The organism is Nocardioides scoriae, from assembly GCF_900104965.1.
In the GTDB taxonomy this organism is placed as follows: Bacteria; Actinomycetota; Actinomycetes; order Propionibacteriales; family Nocardioidaceae; genus Marmoricola; species Marmoricola scoriae.
The window spans coordinates 1,623,077-1,638,917 of sequence record NZ_LT629757.1 but is presented as its reverse complement, the minus strand read 5'-3'; the positions used below and the strand labels follow the sequence as shown (position 1 = coordinate 1,638,917).

General features: G+C 74.4%; 17 protein-coding genes. 8 read left to right on the top strand and 9 right to left on the bottom strand.

Annotated features, from left to right (window positions below; all coding sequences use genetic code 11):
• Positions 1-2: 2 nt before the first annotated feature.
• The gene (locus BLU55_RS07810) at positions 3-812 is read right to left on the bottom strand and encodes a DUF2470 domain-containing protein (protein ID WP_091728096.1); all 810 of its coding nucleotides are present in this window, start codon (positions 810-812) and stop codon (positions 3-5) included.
• A gap of 71 nt (positions 813-883) precedes the next feature.
• The gene (locus tag BLU55_RS07805; protein ID WP_091728092.1) at positions 884-2,329 is read right to left on the bottom strand and encodes a serine/threonine-protein kinase; all 1,446 of its coding nucleotides are present in this window, start codon (positions 2,327-2,329) and stop codon (positions 884-886) included.
• A gap of 86 nt (positions 2,330-2,415) precedes the next feature.
• On the opposite strand from BLU55_RS07805, the gene BLU55_RS07800 reads away from it, so the two are divergent.
• Positions 2,416-3,006 (top strand): 1-acyl-sn-glycerol-3-phosphate acyltransferase, encoded by a 591-nt coding sequence (locus tag BLU55_RS07800; RefSeq protein WP_091728090.1) that lies wholly within the window; start codon positions 2,416-2,418, stop codon positions 3,004-3,006.
• 34 nt (positions 3,007-3,040) lie between these two features.
• Here the strand turns inward: BLU55_RS07800 and BLU55_RS07795 are convergent, their stop codons facing one another.
• Positions 3,041-4,465: an aldehyde dehydrogenase family protein gene (locus BLU55_RS07795; protein ID WP_091728087.1), complete on the bottom strand. Its 1,425-nt coding sequence runs from the start codon at positions 4,463-4,465 to the stop codon at positions 3,041-3,043.
• Between the two features lie 59 nt (positions 4,466-4,524).
• Here BLU55_RS07795 and BLU55_RS07790 point away from each other — a divergent pair, with 59 nt between their 5' ends.
• The gene (locus tag BLU55_RS07790; protein ID WP_091728084.1) at positions 4,525-4,896 is read left to right on the top strand and encodes a DUF427 domain-containing protein; all 372 of its coding nucleotides are present in this window, start codon (positions 4,525-4,527) and stop codon (positions 4,894-4,896) included.
• Here the strand turns inward: BLU55_RS07790 and BLU55_RS07785 are convergent.
• Positions 4,860-5,786: a LysR family transcriptional regulator gene (locus BLU55_RS07785; RefSeq protein ID WP_091728082.1), complete on the bottom strand. Its 927-nt coding sequence runs from the start codon at positions 5,784-5,786 to the stop codon at positions 4,860-4,862. The genes BLU55_RS07790 and BLU55_RS07785 overlap by 37 nt on opposite strands.
• A 190-nt stretch (positions 5,787-5,976) precedes the next feature.
• Between BLU55_RS07785 and sfnG the strand changes: the two genes are divergently transcribed.
• The 4 genes from sfnG to BLU55_RS07765 are packed head-to-tail and all read left to right on the top strand — an operon-like array spanning position 5,977 to position 9,324.
• Entirely contained in the window at positions 5,977-7,116 is a 1,140-nt protein-coding gene (gene sfnG / locus BLU55_RS07780; protein ID WP_091728079.1) for a dimethylsulfone monooxygenase SfnG, read from the top strand.
• Positions 7,117-7,121: 5 nt separating this feature from the next.
• On the top strand, positions 7,122-8,270 hold the full coding sequence (locus tag BLU55_RS07775) for an LLM class flavin-dependent oxidoreductase (protein ID WP_231917107.1): 1,149 nt from the start codon (positions 7,122-7,124) through the stop codon (positions 8,268-8,270).
• On the top strand, positions 8,270-8,806 hold the full coding sequence (locus BLU55_RS07770; RefSeq protein ID WP_091728077.1) for an NADPH-dependent FMN reductase: 537 nt from the start codon (positions 8,270-8,272) through the stop codon (positions 8,804-8,806). The genes BLU55_RS07775 and BLU55_RS07770 overlap by 1 nt, the downstream gene beginning before the upstream one ends.
• Positions 8,803-9,324 (top strand): flavin reductase family protein, encoded by a 522-nt coding sequence (locus BLU55_RS07765; protein WP_091728074.1) that lies wholly within the window; start codon positions 8,803-8,805, stop codon positions 9,322-9,324. The genes BLU55_RS07770 and BLU55_RS07765 overlap by 4 nt, the downstream gene beginning before the upstream one ends.
• Before the next feature lie 82 nt (positions 9,325-9,406).
• On the opposite strand, the gene BLU55_RS07760 is transcribed toward BLU55_RS07765, so the two are convergent.
• The 3 genes from BLU55_RS07760 to BLU55_RS07750 form a co-directional block, all read right to left on the bottom strand.
• Entirely contained in the window at positions 9,407-10,303 is an 897-nt protein-coding gene (locus BLU55_RS07760; protein WP_091728071.1) for an alpha/beta fold hydrolase, read from the bottom strand.
• A gap of 116 nt (positions 10,304-10,419) precedes the next feature.
• Positions 10,420-11,991 (bottom strand): acyl-CoA synthetase, encoded by a 1,572-nt coding sequence (locus BLU55_RS07755; RefSeq protein ID WP_091728068.1) that lies wholly within the window; start codon positions 11,989-11,991, stop codon positions 10,420-10,422.
• Between the two features lie 96 nt (positions 11,992-12,087).
• Complete coding sequence (locus tag BLU55_RS07750) at positions 12,088-12,378, bottom strand: MerR family transcriptional regulator (RefSeq protein ID WP_231917106.1); 291 nt, start codon at positions 12,376-12,378, stop codon at positions 12,088-12,090.
• A 119-nt stretch (positions 12,379-12,497) separates the two neighbouring features.
• On the opposite strand from BLU55_RS07750, the gene BLU55_RS07745 reads away from it, so the two are divergent.
• Both BLU55_RS07745 and BLU55_RS07740 read left to right on the top strand, forming a co-directional pair.
• Positions 12,498-12,926 (top strand): Hsp20/alpha crystallin family protein, encoded by a 429-nt coding sequence (locus tag BLU55_RS07745; RefSeq protein WP_091728065.1) that lies wholly within the window; start codon positions 12,498-12,500, stop codon positions 12,924-12,926.
• A gap of 168 nt (positions 12,927-13,094) precedes the next feature.
• Positions 13,095-14,666: a hypothetical protein gene (locus BLU55_RS07740; protein WP_157682786.1), complete on the top strand. Its 1,572-nt coding sequence runs from the start codon at positions 13,095-13,097 to the stop codon at positions 14,664-14,666.
• A 3-nt stretch (positions 14,667-14,669) separates the two neighbouring features.
• Here the strand turns inward: BLU55_RS07740 and BLU55_RS07735 are convergent, their stop codons facing one another.
• The gene (locus BLU55_RS07735) at positions 14,670-15,524 is read right to left on the bottom strand and encodes an SDR family oxidoreductase (RefSeq protein ID WP_091728022.1); all 855 of its coding nucleotides are present in this window, start codon (positions 15,522-15,524) and stop codon (positions 14,670-14,672) included.
• Between the two features lie 14 nt (positions 15,525-15,538).
• A complete protein-coding gene (locus tag BLU55_RS07730; protein ID WP_091728019.1) occupies positions 15,539-15,823 on the bottom strand; it encodes a hypothetical protein in 285 nt (94 codons plus the stop codon).
• Positions 15,824-15,841 lie beyond the last annotated feature (18 nt).

Below are 15,841 nucleotides of genomic sequence, written 5' to 3'. Positions count from 1 at the left end.
GGTCAGCAGGACAGGCCGCGGTGCCCGGGGACCGCCCGGCGCACCAGCGCGGTCACGGCGTCGTGCAGGTCGCAGCCGCAGGTGACGGGCCGGTCGAAGCCCACCCGCACGTCGTGGGCCCGGCCGTGCAGGTAGAGCCGCAGCACCACGCCGTGGCGGTCCAGCGCGAGTGGGCGCACGTCGACGGCGTCGGCCAGCCCGCCCATCGCGTGCGCGGCCAGCGCCCGTGCCTCGTCGTGGTGGTCGCGGGCCAGGTGTGGCAGCCAGGCGGACTCGAGCTGGACCAGCGGGTCGGGCGAGGCGGCGACGTACTCCGCCAGCGGCACGTCGCGCACCGGCGCGCCGGCTCGCCCGGCCGCGTCCAGCCCGTCCTCGCACCACCAGGCCAGGGCCACCCGCTCGGGGCGCAGCCGCAGCAGCGGCATCGCGGCCTCGGCCGCCTGCGGGTCGGGGCCCACCAGGTAGGTCCGCGCGGGCTCCGGCACCGACCCGTCGGCCCGCTCGAGCCGGCCGGTGAGGCGGACCCGACCGCGCACCCGGTCGGCCTGCGGCACGCTCGCCACGTCGACGGCGACCGCCGAGACCAGCGGGGAGGGCAGCCGCGGCGCGACCCGCAGCACGGCGGCGGGGGAGTCGAGGGGGGCCAGGAACAGCAGCGACCCGTCGGTGTCGACGACGTGGCGCGGCACCTCCTCGCCGCGGTCGCCGACGCACAGCCGCAGCTGGCTGGCGCTGCACAGCAGGGTGCGGGCCCGGTCGGCGGGGGCGGGGCGCGGCGGCACGCGGGTGGCGTGCACGGACGATCGGGTCATCACGGCTCCGGGGGACGGCCAGCAGGGACTAGTGAGGTAAGGCTAGCCTAACTTCTGGTCACCCGGGAAGGTCACCCCGCGGGCGTGAACCCCTGGGTGCGCTCGCCGTCGATGCGGTAGGTGCCGTCGTCGTACGCCAGGTCCAGCACGGTGGGCCCGGGGCCGTTGTCGAAGTCGTCGAAGCGCACCTGGTAGCTGACGCTGAGGTCCTCCGGGTTGGCCTGGATGCTCAGCACCCGCCCGTTGGTCGCCGCGTCCCAGAACGAGCGGTAGGTGTCGAAGCCGCCGCTCTCGCGCTGGAACTTCGGCGTCAGCATCTGCCACGACCGGGCGGGGTCCTCGCCGGTGGCACGCACGTAGTCGCGGATGAAGGCCTCCATGCCGGCCGCCGTGGGAGCAGCCGTCGACGGGGTGGCCGAGGGGCTGGCCGACGGGCTGGCCGACGCGCTCGCGGAGGGGCTGCCCGACGCGCCGGCGGACCCGCTCGCCGACGGTTCGCCGGAGGCGGCCCCGCCGTCGGACCCGCCGTCGGACCCGCCGCGGGTCGCGACCCAGGCCACCAGGCCGACGACGAGCAGCACCGCCGCGGCGACGCCGAGCAGCAGCGCCAGCGGCCGGCGCCGGGAGGTGCGGTGGGCGGGACGGCCCGCGGGGCGCTGCAGCAGCGTGGTCGGCGCCTCCGAGGCGGCGGCGCTCGACGGGGCGCTCGCCACCGCGGGGGCGCGGTGCTGCGGGTCGGCGAGGAAGTCGCGGACCTGCGCCATCGTCCAGCGCTGCTCGGGGTCGCGGACCATGGTGCCCTCGAGCAGCGGCGCCAGCCAGCCGGCGTCGTCGAGGCGGGGCGGCTCCTCGTGGACCATGCGGTAGAGCCCGGCGAGCACGTTCTCGCCCATGTCGTACGGCGTCCGCCCGGCCAGCAGGTAGTACGCCGTCGCGCCGAGCGACCACACGTCGCCGGACTGGTCGCCGCGGCCGCCGGTGGCGATCTCGGGGGCGAGGTACGCCGGGCTGCCGGTGACCATGCCGGTCTGGGTCAGGGCCGGGTCGCTGGTGATCCGGGCGATCCCGAAGTCGGTCAGCCGGACCTGCCAGGACCGGTCGACCAGGATGTTGGACGGCTTCACGTCGCGGTGGGTGATGCCGACCTCGTGGGCGGCGGCCAGTGCGTCGGCGGCCTGGAGCAGCAGCGGGGCGGCCTCGTCGGGGGAGAGCGGGCCCTGGCGGCGCACGACCTCGCCGAGGGTGAGGCCGTCGACGTACTCCATGACCAGCCAGCGGTCCTGCGTCTCCGGGTCGACGACGACGTCGAAGACCGACACCACGTGGCGGTGGGCGAGCCGCGCGCTGAGCCGGGCCTCGCGCTCGGCGCGCGCCAGGTCGGTGACGTCGGCGCCGGGGAGCAGGCCGATCCGCTTGAGCGCCACCTGGCGCCCGAGGAGCTCGTCGCGGCCGAGCCACACGACGCCCGAGCCGCCGCGGCCGATCTCTCGGTCGCGGGAGTACCTGCCTGCGATCACGTGTGCCTTCCGGGTCGGTGCGTCTGCCCCAGCGACTCATCGTAGGGGGCCGCCGGTCGGGCGCCGTCCCGCTGTACGGTCGCGCCGTGACCCGCCCCACCGCCGCCGTCGCCGTACGCCGCTCGATCGCCCGCCTCGTGCTGCGCGCCGCCCGGTGGCGCACGACGGGCACGGTCCCGCAGCGCGGCGTCCTGGTCGGCGCCCCGCACACGTCCAACTGGGACTGGGTGCTGACCCTGCTGCTGGCGTGGGACTACGGCATCACGATCCGGCTGCTGGTCAAGCGCGAGCTGTTCCGCGGCCCGCTCGCGCCGGTCCTGCGGGCCACCGGCGCCATCGCGCTCGACCGCGACCACCCGGGCGACACCATCCGCGCCCTGCTCGCCGAGGCCGAGGGCGACGAGCCGTTCGTCATCGGCCTGGCCGCCGAGGGCACCCGGAGCCGGGGGGAGCACTGGAAGTCCGGCTTCCACCGCATCGCCCGCCAGACCGGCCTGCCCATCACCCTGGCCTTCCTCGACGCCCCGTCGCGCACGGTCGGCTGGGGTCCCACCTTCCCCGCGAGCGCCGACGTCCGCGCCGACATGGACCGCGTCCGGGAGTTCTACGCCGACAAGACCGGCATCCACCCCGACGACTTCACCCCGCCCCGCCTCCGGGAGGAGCCGCGCGGGTGACGGCCCACAGCGGCGAGGCCGACGCGGCCGGCCCTCAGAACAGCCGGCGCGCGGTGCGCTGCTTGAGGCGGCCGTAGGGCGGGTTGAGCAGCGGGAGGTCCTTGAGCCACGAGGGTCGCTGGTAGACGGCGCGGTGGTGGCTGAAGGTCTCGATGCCCCAGCGGCCGTGGTAGCTGCCGTGGCCGGACTCGCCGACACCGCCGAAGGGCAGCGTCGAGACGAGCAGGTGGGTGAGGGCGTCGTTGACGCAGACGCCGCCGGAGGACGTGGTGGCCACGACCTGGTCGACCGTCTCCTGGGAGGCGGTGAAGACGTAGAGGGCGAGCGGCTTGTCGCCGGCCGTGATCGCGTCGGTGACCTCGGTGAGGTCGTCGAAGGCGAGCACGGGCAGGACGGGGCCGAAGATCTCCTCGCCCATGAGGGCGGCGTCGCCCGCGACGTGGCGCACCACGGTCGGGGCGACGTAGCGCTGTTCCACGTCGACCTCGCCACCGACGACCACCTCGAAGCCGCCGGCGTCGAGCAGGCGCTTGACCCGCTCGGTGTGGTGGCGGTTGACCATCCGGCCGAAGTCGCCGGAGGTCCGCGGGTCGGAGCCGTAGCGCTTGCGCACCTCGGCCGCGAGCAGCGAGAGCAGCTCCTCCTCGACGTCGCGGTGCACGTAGACGTGGTCGGAGGCCACGCAGGTCTGGCCGGAGTTGAGGAAGCGCGAGAACGCGATCCGGCTGGCGGCCTGCTGCAGGTTGGCGTCCTTCGCCACGATCACCGGCGACTTGCCGCCGAGCTCGAGGGTGACCGGGGTGAGGTGCCGGGCGGCGGCGGTCGCGACGATGCGCCCCACGGCGCCGTTGCCGGTGTAGAAGACGTGGTCGAAGCGCTGCTCGAGCAGGGCCGTGGTCTCGGGCACGCCGCCCTCGACGACGGCGACCGCAGCGGGGTCGAGGTACTCCGGCACCCACCGGGCGAAGGCGCGCGAGGTGGCCGGGGCGACCTCGGAGGGCTTGAGCAGCACGGCGTTGCCGGCGCCCAGCGCGGCGGCCAGGGGGCAGGCGAGCAGCTGCACCGGGTAGTTCCACGGCCCGATCACCAGGGCCACGCCCAGCGGCTCCACCACGATCGAGGCCTTGCCGGGCCTGAACAGCGCCGCGACCTTCTGGCGGCGCGGGGCGACCCAGGCCTCCAGGTGCTTCTGCAGGTCCTCGATCTCGCGGACGGTCGCGCGGATGTCGGCGACCCACGCCTCGAACGGCGGTCGGCCGAGGTCCTCGACGACGGCCGCGGTGAACTCCTCCTCGCGCTCGAGCAGCATCCGCTTGAGCGCGGCGAGCTGGGCGTGGCGCCAGGCGAGCGGACGCGTGCGCCCCGAGGTGTACGCCGCCCGCAGCCGCGCCACCAGCGCGGCCGGGTCCTCGGGGGCGGGCGGGCCGGCGAGGTCGCGGGGGGAGTCGAGGGTCGTCATGGGCCCAGGGTCGCCGACCGGTCGGGCATAGGCAACGGCGGCCCGTCGTTGTGGACGTCATGAGCCGCACCCAGCTGGTCCCCGACGCGTCCCACCCGATCACCGTCACGCCGACCGAGGGGCGCGTGCGCGTCACCGTGGGCGACACCGTCGTGGCCGACACGACGGCGGCGCTGACGCTGCAGGAGGCGTCGTACCCGCCGGTCCTCTACCTGCCGCACGCCTCCGTCGACCCGGCGCTGCTGGTGCGCAGCGACACCTCGACCTACTGCCCCTACAAGGGCGACGCGGCGTACTGGTCGCTGAGCCTGCCGACCGGCACGGTCGCCGACGCGGCCTGGACCTACGAGCAGCCGTACGACGCGGTGGCCGAGATCCGGGGCCACCTCGCCTTCTACCCCGACAAGGTCGAGGTCGCCGTCTCGCGGTAGGTCCGTCCGCGCCCGACCAGGATCCGCGCCAGCGCCCTGACCGCGGCGGGCACCTGCGCCTCGCGGTGGGCGAGCAGCACCAGGCTCACCGTGGTGCGGTCGCCGGCGATCGGGCGGTGCACGATCACGCCCGCGCGCTCCAGCGGGTCCTGCGCGACGCTGTAGTCGGGCAGCACCGTCAGCCCCAGCCCCTCGGCCACCATCACCTTGCCGGTCGTCGCGCCGTCCGTGGCGTACGTCGTCCGCGGTGGCCGCCCCTCGAAGAGCCGGTGCGCGAAGCGGTGCATCAGGTAGCCCGCCCGCATCGAGACGAAGGGCTCGGCCCGCAGCTGCTCGACCCGGACCTCCCCGGCCCGCGCGAGGGGGTGGGCGGCGGGCAGCACGACGACCGGGCGGCCGTGGACGAGCACGGTCGCGTCGAGCTCGGGCGGGGTGTCGTCGCCGGGCAGCAGGTTGACCAGGCCGAGGTGCAGCGAGCCCTCGACCAGGCCGCGGTGGATGGGCGCCTGCTGCAGGTCGGCGACCTCGACGCCGGTCTGCGGCCGGTCGACCCGGAACTCCCGCACCGCCGGCACCAGCACCGAGCAGGTGCCGGCGTCGACGGTCCCGACGCGGATCACCCGGGTCGCCCCGGCGCGCTCGCCGGCAGCAGCGCGCAGCCGCTCGGCCGCGTCCAGCACCTCGGTCATCGCGCCGAGCAGCTCGCGGCCCTCGTGGCTGATCCGCGACCCGGAGCGGCGCCGGTCCAGCAGGGTCACGCCGAGCTCGCGCTCGAGCTTGCCGACGGCCTCGCTCAGCGCCGGCTGCGAGAGGTGCAGCTCCTCGCTCGCGCGCCGCAGCGAGCCGTGCTCCACGACGGCGGCGATGAACTCCAGCTGTTCGAGACGCACCCGGGCCTCCTGACAGAAGACGAGTATGTTGAGCGAGATGAGCAGGTTTGAGCCTACGCCCACCTCGTGCCCCGTGACAGGTGGGGCCTGGCACCCGGCCGCACGAACCTGCCGCCCGGTGGCCCGTCCCGCCTTGCATCCGGCCCTTTAGTCGAGCAATCTTATCGACATACCCCACTCAGGAGGACGCATGACCGTCGAGAGCACCAACCACGCCACGACGGGGGCCCACGACCCCCACGCCCCGCTGAAGTTCGCCTACTGGGTCCCCAACGTCTCGGGCGGCCTGGTCGTGAGCACCATCGAGCAGCGCACCGACTGGAGCTACGACTACAACAAGACGCTGGCGCAGCTGGCCGAGGACAACGGCTTCGAGTACGCCCTGTCGCAGGTGCGCTACATGGCGTCGTACGGCGCGGCGTACCAGCACGAGTCGACCAGCATCAGCCTGGCGCTCGCCCTGGCCACCGAGCGCCTCAAGGTGATCGCCGCGGTGCACCCGGGGCTGTGGCAGCCGGGGGTGCTGGCCAAGTTCGTGGCCAGCGCCGACCAGATGACGGGTGGCCGGATGGCGGTCAACGTCGTGTCCGGGTGGTTCAAGGGGGAGTTCACCCAGCTGGGGGAGCCCTGGCTCGAGCACGGCGAGCGCTACCGCCGCTCCGAGGAGTTCATCCGCTACCTGCGCGAGATCTGGACCTCGGAGCACGCCGAGCTGTCCGGCGACTTCTACCGGCTGCACGACTTCGACCTCAAGCCCAAGCCGGTCGACGTGCCGGGCCGGGCGCACCCCGAGATCTTCATGGGCGGCAACTCCACCGACGCCCGCGGCATGGGCGGACGCGTCGCCGACTGGTACTTCATGAACGGCAACACCCCCGAGGGCATCGCCGAGCAGGTCCGCGACGTCAGCGACGTCGCCCAGGTCCACGGCCGCTCCGTGCGCTTCGGCGTCAACGGCTTCGTGGTGGCCCGCGACACCGAGGCGGAGGCCCGAGACGTGCTGCGCGAGATCGTCGACAAGGCCGACCGGGAGGCGGTCGAGGGGTTCGGGTCGGCGGTCAAGCAGGCGGGTCAGTCGACCGGGGACAAGAAGGGCATGTGGCAGGACTCGGAGTTCGCCGACCTGGTGCAGTACAACGACGGCTTCCGCACCGGCCTGATCGGCACCCCCGAGCAGGTCGCCGAGCGGATGCTCGCCTACAAGCGCGTCGGGGCGGACCTGATGCTGCTGGGGTTCCTGCACTACCACGAGGACGTCCAGTACTTCGGCCGCGAGGTGCTCCCGATCGTGCGCGAGCTCGAGGCCGCCGAGCTCGAGCGGGTCGGGTGACCCGCGTGAGCGACCAGCTGCGGTTCCACTGGTTCCTGCCCACCAACGGCGGGGACGGCCGCCACATCGTCGGCGGCGGCCACGGCGTCGCCGCCGGCGCGGCGGGACGGCCGGCGTCGATCTCCTACCTGGGCCAGGTCGCCCGGGCGGCCGAGGACGTCGGCTTCGAGGCGGCCCTGACGCCCACCGGTGCCTGGTGCGACGACGCCTGGCTCTCGACGGCGATGCTGAGCCAGGTCTCGGAGCGGCTGAAGTTCCTGGTGGCCTTCCGGCCCGGCCTCACCTCGCCGTTCCTGGCCGCCCAGATGGCCGGCACCTTCCAGAACCGGACCGGCGGGCGGCTGCTGCTCAACGTCGTCACCGGCGGCGAGAGCCACGAGCAGCGGATGTTCGGCGACTACCTCGACAAGGACGCGCGCTACGCCCGCTGCGGGGAGTTCCTCGAGGTCGTGCGCCGGCTCTGGACCGGCGAGACGGTGACCTTCGAGGGCGAGCACCTGCGCCTCGACGACGCCACGCTGGCCCAGGTGCCCGACCCGCTGCCCGAGATCTACTTCGGCGGGTCCTCGCCCGCCGCGGGTGCGGTCGCGGCCCAGCACGCCGACGTCTACCTGACCTGGGGGGAGCCCCCGGAGGCGGTGCGGGAGAAGGTCGAGTGGATCCGCAAGCTCGCGGCCGACGAGGGCCGCGAGATCCGCTTCGGCATCCGGATGCACACCATCACCCGCGACACCTCCGAGGAGGCGTGGGCCGAGGCCGACCGGCTGCTCGCGGCCATCGACCCCGCCGCCATCCAGCGCGTCCAGGACGGCCTGCGGCGCAGCGAGTCCGAGGGTCAGCGCCGGATGCTGGAGCTCAACGCCGGGTCGAAGGACGGCCTGGAGATCCACCCCAACGTGTGGGCCGGCGTCGGGCTGGTGCGCGGCGGTGCCGGCACCGCGCTCGTCGGCTCCCACGAGCAGGTCGCCGACCGGATCGAGGAGTACGCCGCCCTCGGCATCGACGAGTTCGTGCTCTCGGGCTACCCCCACCTCGAGGGCGCCTACTGGTTCGGCGAGGGCGTGCTGCCGATCCTGGCCGAGCGCGGGCGCTGGACCCACCCGGCGCCGCCGCGCGGCCACACGGCCTCGGTGCCGTTCGGGGGCCGGGCCTGATGACCGCCTCCCCGTCGCCCCCGCGCACCGCGGTCGTGGTCGGCAACCCCCGGCCGGGGTCGCGGACCCTGGCCGCCGCGGTCCGGGTCGTGGAGGAGCTGACCGGCGCGGCGCCCGACCTGGTGGTCGACCTCGGCGCCGTCGGGCCGGCGCTGCTCGACTGGTCCTCGACGGAGGTCTCCGAGCTGGTCGACCAGGTGGGGGCGGCCGACCTCGTGGTGGTGGCGAGCCCGACGTACAAGGCGACCTACACCGGCCTGCTCAAGCTCTTCCTCGACCGCTTCGCCGGCGGCACGGGGCTGCGCGGCGTGGCCGTGCCGCTCATGCTCGGCGGCTCGCCCGCGCACTCGCTGGCCCCCGAGGTCCACCTGCGGCCGCTGCTGAGCGAGCTCGGCGCGAGCCTGCCGACCCGGGCGCTCTACGTCCTCGACCACGAGCACGACCAGGCCTCGGCGTACGACGCGTGGCTGGCGACCGCCCGCCCGCGGGTGTCCGCCCTGCTCGCCCACCCGACCCCACCAGGAGCCCCCGCATGAGCGTCACCCGACTGGCCACCCCGCTGGCCACCAACCAGGACCTCGACCCCGAGCGGCTGCGCCAGGCGTTCGGCGTCTTCCCCAGCGGCGTCGTCGCCGTGGCCGCCCAGGTCGACGGCGCCCTGACCGGCCTGGCCGCGAGCTCCTTCACCTCGGTCAGCCTCGAGCCCGCGCTGGTGTCGTTCTCGGTGGCCAACACCTCGCGCACCTGGCCGACGCTGCGCCGCGCCGAGCACCTCGGCCTCTCGGTCCTGGCCCAGCACCACGAGGACGCCTGCCGCCGCCTCGCCGGCCCCGTCGAGCACCGCTTCGACGACCTGGCCTGGAGCGTCAACGACCAGGGCGCTGTCACCCTCGACGACGGCCTGGCCCGCTTCGACTGCTCGATCTACCGCGAGGTCGAGGCCGGTGACCACACCCTCGTGCTGCTCCGGCTGCACGGCGTGGGCCACGACGTCGCCCCCGAGGACCCCGGCTCGCCACTGGTGTTCCACAACTGCGGGTTCGGGCTGGGGTGAGCGGGGCGCTGATTACCCGGACGTCCGGGTAATCAGCTACTTGGCGCGTGTTGCAACACCCGCCAAGTAGCTGGAAAGGACGTCAAGCAGCCGGCCCGGGCGCGACCACGGACGCGATCCAGCCCACGACGTCGGCCTCGACCTCGTCGCGGTTGGTCTCGTTGAAGACCTCGTGGCGCGCCCCGTCGTACGTCAGCAGGGTGACGTCCAGCCCGGCGGCGGTGTAGCGCGACACCAGGGCGTTGACCAGGGCGAGGTCGCCGCCGACCGGGTCGTGGGTGCCGACCGCGACCAGGACCGGCAGGCCGTCGGGGAGGGCGTCGAGCACCTCGGCGTCGGCGAGCGGACGTGCGGCGACGAACATCTGCTTGCCGCCCGCGCCGTCGAGGCCGAAGCCGCACAGCGGGTCCGCGACGTACGCGTCGACCTGCGCCTCGTCGCGGCTGAGCCAGTCGTAGTCGGTGCGGGCCGGCGCGAAGGGCGCGTTGAACGCCGAGAGGTCGATCGGCGCGTCGAGGTCGAGCGCCGGCTCCAGCAGGTCGATGGCGGCCGTGCCGGTGAGGACCACGGCGTCGACGTCGTCGGCGTGCCCGAGCAGGAACTGCTGGGTGGCGAAGGAGCCCATCGAGTGCCCCAGCAGCACGTGCGGCAGGCCGGGGTGGGCATCGCGGGCCAGCGCTCCGAGCCGCCCGACGTCCTCGACCAGCTCGGTCCAGCCGTCGGCGCCGATCACTCCCGGCTCGGTGCCGGCCCGCCGCGCGGTGGCGCCGTGGCCGCGGTGGTCCTGCGCGTAGACGACCCAGCCGCGGGCGGTGAGCTGACCGGCGAGGTGGCCGTAGCGCAGCGCGTGCTCGCCCATCCCGTGCGTCAGCCGCACCACGGCGGTCGGCTCGCCCTCGGGGTCCCAGCGGTACGCCTGGACGGTGACGCCGCCGGCGCTCGGCAGGTCGACGGGGGTGGGATCTGTGCTGGTGGTCATGCGGGCTCCTCGGGGACGAATCGGGTGGTCATGACGGGCAAAGCTGCCCGTCGATGACCGATGTGCGGCTTCTCGCGGGCAGTTTCCCCGGTCGACCGGGGAAACTGCCCCGCCCGTCACGCTCGGACGTACGCCTCCCGCAGCTTCCGCTTGACGAGCTTCCCGGTGGGGGTGCGGGGGAGGGAGTCGACGAAGTCGACGCTGCGGGGGGCCTTGAGGTGGGCGATGCGCTCGCGGGCGTAGGCGATCAGCTCGGCCTCGAGGGCGGGGCCGGGGGTGGCGCCGGGGGCGGGCTGGACGACGGCCTTGACCACCTCGCCCATGTCGTCGTCGGGGACGCCGATCACGGCCACGTCGAGGACCGACGGGTGCAGGGTGAGGACGTTCTCGACCTCCTGGGGATAGATGTTGGCCCCGCCCGAGATGATCATGAACGCCTTGCGGTCGGTGAGGTAGACGAAGCCGTCCTCGTCGACGCGGCCGATGTCGCCGGTGGTGGCCCAGTTGTCGTGGTGGGGGTGCTGCGCGGCCCGCGTCCGGTCCGGGTCGTTGTGGTAGACGAACGGCATCTGCTCGCGCTCGAAATAGATGAGGCCGGTCTCGCCGACCGGCAGCTCCTCGGCGTCGGGGGAGGACTCGTCGCAGACCCGCACGATGCCCAGGCCGGCGCGGCCGACGGTGCCGGGTCGCTCGAGCCAGTCCTGGGGGCCGACGAGGGTGACGCCGGCGGCCTCGGTGGCGGCGTAGTACTCGTGCAGGATCGGGCCCCACCAGTCCATCATCCGCTGCTTGACCTCGACCGGGCACGGCGCGGCGGCGTGGATGGCCACCCGCAGCGACGACACGTCGTACGCCGCCCGCACCTGCTCGGGCAGCTTGAGCATCCGCACGAACATCGTCGGCACCCACTGGCTGTGGGTCACCCGGTGCTCCTGCACCAGCCGCAGCGCGGTCTCCGGGTCGAAGCTCGGCATCACCACCACGGTGCCGCCGGTGGCGGTCACCATGCCGACGAAGCGCAGCGGCGCCGCGTGGTAGAGCGGCGCGGGGGAGAGGTAGACGGTGTCGCCGTCGAAGCCGTACATCGGCGCGAACACCGCCAGCATCAGGTCGCCGGGCTCGGTGACCTGGCGCTGCGGCAGCGGCGGCTTGATGGCCTTGGGGTGGCCGGTCGTGCCGGAGGAGTAGAGCATGTCGGCGCCGGCCGGCTGGTCGTCGTACGCCGCGGGGCTGGCGCCGGCGAGCGCCGCCTCGTAGTCGTCGAACCCCTCGACCTCGCCCCCGAAGGCCAGCCGCAGCTCGATCCCCGGCACCTGCTCGGCGATGGCCCGGGCGCGCTCGCGCTGGCCGGCGCTGACGACGAGCACCCGGGCGCCGCAGTCGCGCACGATGTAGACCTGCTCCTCCAGCGAGAGGTGGAAGTTGAGCGCGGTGACGTAGAGCCCGCTGCGCATCGCGGCCCAGTAGACCTCGTGGTGGCGCAGGCTGTTCTCGCTCAGGACCGTCACGTTGTCGCCGGTCCGCAGGCCGGTGAAGCTCCCTCCGGAGGCGCCGTCGCCGTCGCGCAGCACGTGGGCCAGCCGCACCGAGCGCTCCTCGAGCTCGCGGTAGGTCAGCGTCTCCCCGGTGTCGGCCATCACCAGCGCGGGCTTGTCGGGGGTGGTCGCGGCGTGGGTGCCGGGGTGCACGGGGCCTCCTGGGAGGGGACGGCGGGGGCAGGGACCGTCACTGTGGCCGACGCCACACCGCTGGGACAAGGGCGGGCGTGGGAGCAGCCGGCTGCCTCAGTGCCTCCGCAACCGACGGACCTCGGCCCGCAGGGCGTCGTTCTCGGACTCCAGGCGCAGCACGTGGCCGATCCCGGTGAGGTTGAGCCCCGCCTCGAGCAGCTCGCGGATCCGGTGCAGCCGGTCGATGTCGTCCTGGCTGTAGAGCCGGGTGCCGCCCCCGGTCCGGTCGGGTCGGAGCAGCCCGCGGCGCTCGTAGACGCGGAGGTTCTGGACCTGCATCGAGACCATCTCAGCGGCGACGGAGATCGCGAACACGCCTCGCGCGGGTGGTGGGGCGGTCGTCACGGGGGACCTCCTCGGGTGCGGGCGTCGCGGGTCTTGACCGATGCTGATGATCGCGCTACAAAATCTGTATCAGACATTACAGGTCGGCGACGCCGACCGCGATCATCGAGGAGGAAGCGATGTTGCTCCGCACCACTGACCCGTTCCGTGACCTCGACCGCCTCGCCCAGCAGGTGCTGGGGACGGCCACCCGTCCGGCCGTGATGCCGATGGACGCGTGGCGCCAGGGCGACCAGTTCGTCATCGAGTTCGACCTGCCCGGCGTGGCGCCGGACAGCATCGACCTCGACGTCGAGCGCAACGTGCTGACCGTGCGCGCCGAGCGGGTGGGCCGCAACGGCGACTGGGAGCTGCTCGCCTCGGAACGCAACCGCGGGATGTTCAGCCGCCAGCTCGTGCTGGGGGACAACCTCGACCTCGACCGCATCGAGGCGTCGTACGCCGATGGCGTGCTGCGGCTGCTGGTGCCGGTCGCCGAGCGCGCCAGGCCTCGCAAGATCGACGTCAGCCACGGGGGCGACCAGGAGCGGACCGCCATCGGGGCCTGACCTGCCCACCTGGTGCCCCGGACGCGCGGCACGCGCTCGTCGCGTGCCGCGCGTCGTCGTCCCACCCGCCTCACCGAGCCCAGCAGAAACTGGTGAAACCGCCCCAATCCGGACCTGGTTGATCTACCTTGATCCGGAAAGGCACTGCCGAGCGGTGGTGGGGACGACATGGGTCTGACGACTGCGGGACCGCGACCGGCACGATCGGCGTGCGCGCTGGGGGCCGGCGTGCTGCTGGCGCTCTCGGCGCTCGCCGGCTGCGGTGGTGGTGGTACGCCGCAGGCCGCCGCGGAGCCGCGCGTCTCGACCAGCCCGAGCCCCACCGTGACGCCCGACGAGCCGGTCGAGGTGATCGGCCCGGAGGACCCCGCCTCGGTGACGGTCGGTGACCCCGAGCCCGGGATCGCCCCCGGGGACGGGCTCTACTACGTCTCGCAGGTCTACCCGATCGAGCACGAGGGCGAGCTCGCGCAGCCGGCGCTGGTCCGGGTCGTCCTGGACAACGCCGTGCCCGCGCGGACGCCGGTGGTCGCCGCCGCCCGCGACGGCGAGGACGGCCCGTGGCGCTTCGTCTCCGGTCGCCTCGACACCGACCGCCGCCACGTGGAGTTCATCACCCGCGAGCTCGGCAGCTTCGGGATCCTGGCGATGGACCGTGCCAGCGCGGCCGAGCAGCTCGCCGACGCGTTCACCGAGGCCGCCGACCGCCCCGCCAACCCCGAGGACGCGGTCACCAAGCCGGAGTGCACCACGGCCGCCGCCGCCCGCCAGGACGGCTACGAGGCCCGCTCGTGGAAGCGCCGCACCGTCTTCTGGTGCCTGGGCCAGCTCGGTGACTCCCGGGTGCTCAGCGTCACCAACCGCCGCGACGTCCCGGTGCGCGTCAGCGCCCCCGGCGCCGGCTCGCTCGGGGTGACCGGCAACGCGACCGGCGACGGCACCCCCTGGACCGCGTGGACCGCAGCGGTCGGCGAGGGCACCGGCACGCTGCTGCTGCCCGGCCGCACCGCCCGCTTCGACGCCGACCTCGACCCCGGCGCCTCCCTGCTGCTGACGGCCCGCGACGACCAGGCCGGCCGCTCGGTCCAGGTCCTGCGCGCCGCGACGACCGCGATCGCCACCCAGCTCGACGCCTTCGGCGTGGCCAGCCCGCGCGCCGACCGGCTGTTCGCCTCCGTGCTGGCGCAGCGCTCCTGCACCCGGGCGCTCGGCAAGGACGCCGAGGCGCTGGTGGCGGGGTGCCTCGCCGAGGACGCCCTGGTCGACCTGCTCGACACCCCCGGGCTCGTGGTGGCCCCGCTCGTGGAGGCCCCGGCCACCCGGGCCCTGCTCGACAGCGAGCTCACCCGGCTGCGCGACGCGGCCCCGAAGGTCGAGCAGCGGGTGCAGGTCAGCCGCTCCGAGCCGCCCTTCGACGCCCTGGTCGGCCGCTACACCGGCCCCACCCGGGTGCTGACCATCACCGAGGACGGTCTGGCGACCGAGCGCCTCTCCAGCCCGGCCGGCCCGGTGATTGACCTGACCTACCGGCTCGCCAACCCCACGCGCGACGGCCGGACCTGGACCGCGACCTCGACCCTGACGGCGGTGAAGGTCCTGGACCGGAAGCTCGTGAGCGGCGCGCTGCCGCGGGTCGGTGCCCCCGGCATGCTGACCCTGGCCGGGGGGATCGTGACGCCGCCCTACCTGGCGACGACGTACTGCACCGCGGATGCGGCCGAGCAGGGCTCCTGCGGCTGAGGCTCAGCCGGCGCGCAGCACCGCCGCCAGGTCGAGCGGCGGCCGGCCCAGCAGGCGCCGCACGTCGTCGGTGACGGTGTCGAGCTCGCCCGCGGCGATGGCGGTGTAGGTGCTGACCCACGCGTCGTACTGCCACTGCGGCGCGTCCCACGCCCGCCTCGAGGCGTAGGCCTGCTCGACCGTCTCGTCCTCGTAGCGGACCTCGCGGCCCTGCGCCTCGCCGATCGCGGCGGCCGCCTCGGCGAGCGTGAGCGCCTCCGGACCGGTCAGGTCGTACGCCGCCCCCGCGTGCACGTCGGGGGCCGCCAGCACCACGGCCGCCACCGCGGCGCAGTCCTCCCGGGCGACCGCGGCCACCCGGCCCTCGCCGGCCGGGCCGCGGAGCACGCCCTCCTCGCCGGCGAACAGCGGCAGCACGTCGAGGTAGAAGTTGTCGCGCAGGAACGTCGTGGCCGTCCCGGAGGCCCGCAGGTGCTCCTCGGTCGCCCAGTGGTCGCGGCCCAGGGTGAAGGTGCAGGTGGGCGAGGCGCCGTAGAACGACGTGTAGACGACGTGGCGCACCCCGGCTGCTGCCGCGGCGTCGACGAAGGCGCGGTGCTGGTCGAGCCGGTCGGCGCTCTCCGAGCCCGAGACCATCAGCAGCGTCTCGACGCCCTCGAGGGCGGCGGTGCACGACGCGCGGTCGGCGTAGCCGGCGAAGCCGACGACCTCGCTGCCGGGCAGCCGGGGCGCGCGCTCGGGGGAGCGGGCCAGCAACCGGGTGGGCACCCCGGCGTCGGAGAGCAGCTGGGCGACGCGGCCGCCGAGGGCGCCCGTGACGCCGGTCAGGGCCAGCGGGGGACGGGTGGGAGCACTCATCGGCCCATCGTGCCTCAGGAGTAGCGGTGGCTCTTGGCGGCGTGCCCCTTCTCGCGGGTGCAGGAGCGCCCGCCCATGTTCTTGTGGCCGCACAGCTCCTCGGTGCCGGCGGCCCCCTCGGGCGCCGCGGACGGGGTCGCAGCGGCCGGGGCCGCGGTGGCGGCGGCCGGCCCGTCGACGGGCGGTGCGACGGGCGGCCGGGCGTAGCGGCGCGGAGCCGCCCCGTCGGTCCCGGTGCGGGCGGCGTTCTTGTCGAACTTGGCCTCGCGCATGGCGCGGAGGTTGTCCATCTTGCTCATCGGCGGGTCACGGCCACA

What these genes read in the sequence shown, in the direction of transcription:
- BLU55_RS07810 (WP_091728096.1), bottom strand. Translation starts at nt 812, where the DNA reads ATGACCCGATCGTCCGTGCACGCCACCCGCGTGCCGCCGCGCCCCGCC.
- BLU55_RS07795 (WP_091728087.1), bottom strand. Translation starts at nt 4,465, where the DNA reads ATGACGACCCTCGACTCCCCCCGCGACCTCGCCGGCCCGCCCGCCCCC.
- BLU55_RS07790 (WP_091728084.1), top strand. Translation starts at nt 4,525, where the DNA reads ATGAGCCGCACCCAGCTGGTCCCCGACGCGTCCCACCCGATCACCGTC.
- sfnG (WP_091728079.1), top strand. Translation starts at nt 5,977, where the DNA reads ATGACCGTCGAGAGCACCAACCACGCCACGACGGGGGCCCACGACCCC.
- BLU55_RS07770 (WP_091728077.1), top strand. Translation starts at nt 8,270, where the DNA reads ATGACCGCCTCCCCGTCGCCCCCGCGCACCGCGGTCGTGGTCGGCAAC.
- BLU55_RS07765 (WP_091728074.1), top strand. Translation starts at nt 8,803, where the DNA reads ATGAGCGTCACCCGACTGGCCACCCCGCTGGCCACCAACCAGGACCTC.
- BLU55_RS07760 (WP_091728071.1), bottom strand. Translation starts at nt 10,303, where the DNA reads ATGACCACCAGCACAGATCCCACCCCCGTCGACCTGCCGAGCGCCGGC.
- BLU55_RS07745 (WP_091728065.1), top strand. Translation starts at nt 12,498, where the DNA reads ATGTTGCTCCGCACCACTGACCCGTTCCGTGACCTCGACCGCCTCGCC.
- BLU55_RS07740 (WP_157682786.1), top strand. Translation starts at nt 13,095, where the DNA reads ATGGGTCTGACGACTGCGGGACCGCGACCGGCACGATCGGCGTGCGCG.
- BLU55_RS07735 (WP_091728022.1), bottom strand. Translation starts at nt 15,524, where the DNA reads ATGAGTGCTCCCACCCGTCCCCCGCTGGCCCTGACCGGCGTCACGGGC.
- BLU55_RS07730 (WP_091728019.1), bottom strand. Translation starts at nt 15,823, where the DNA reads ATGAGCAAGATGGACAACCTCCGCGCCATGCGCGAGGCCAAGTTCGAC.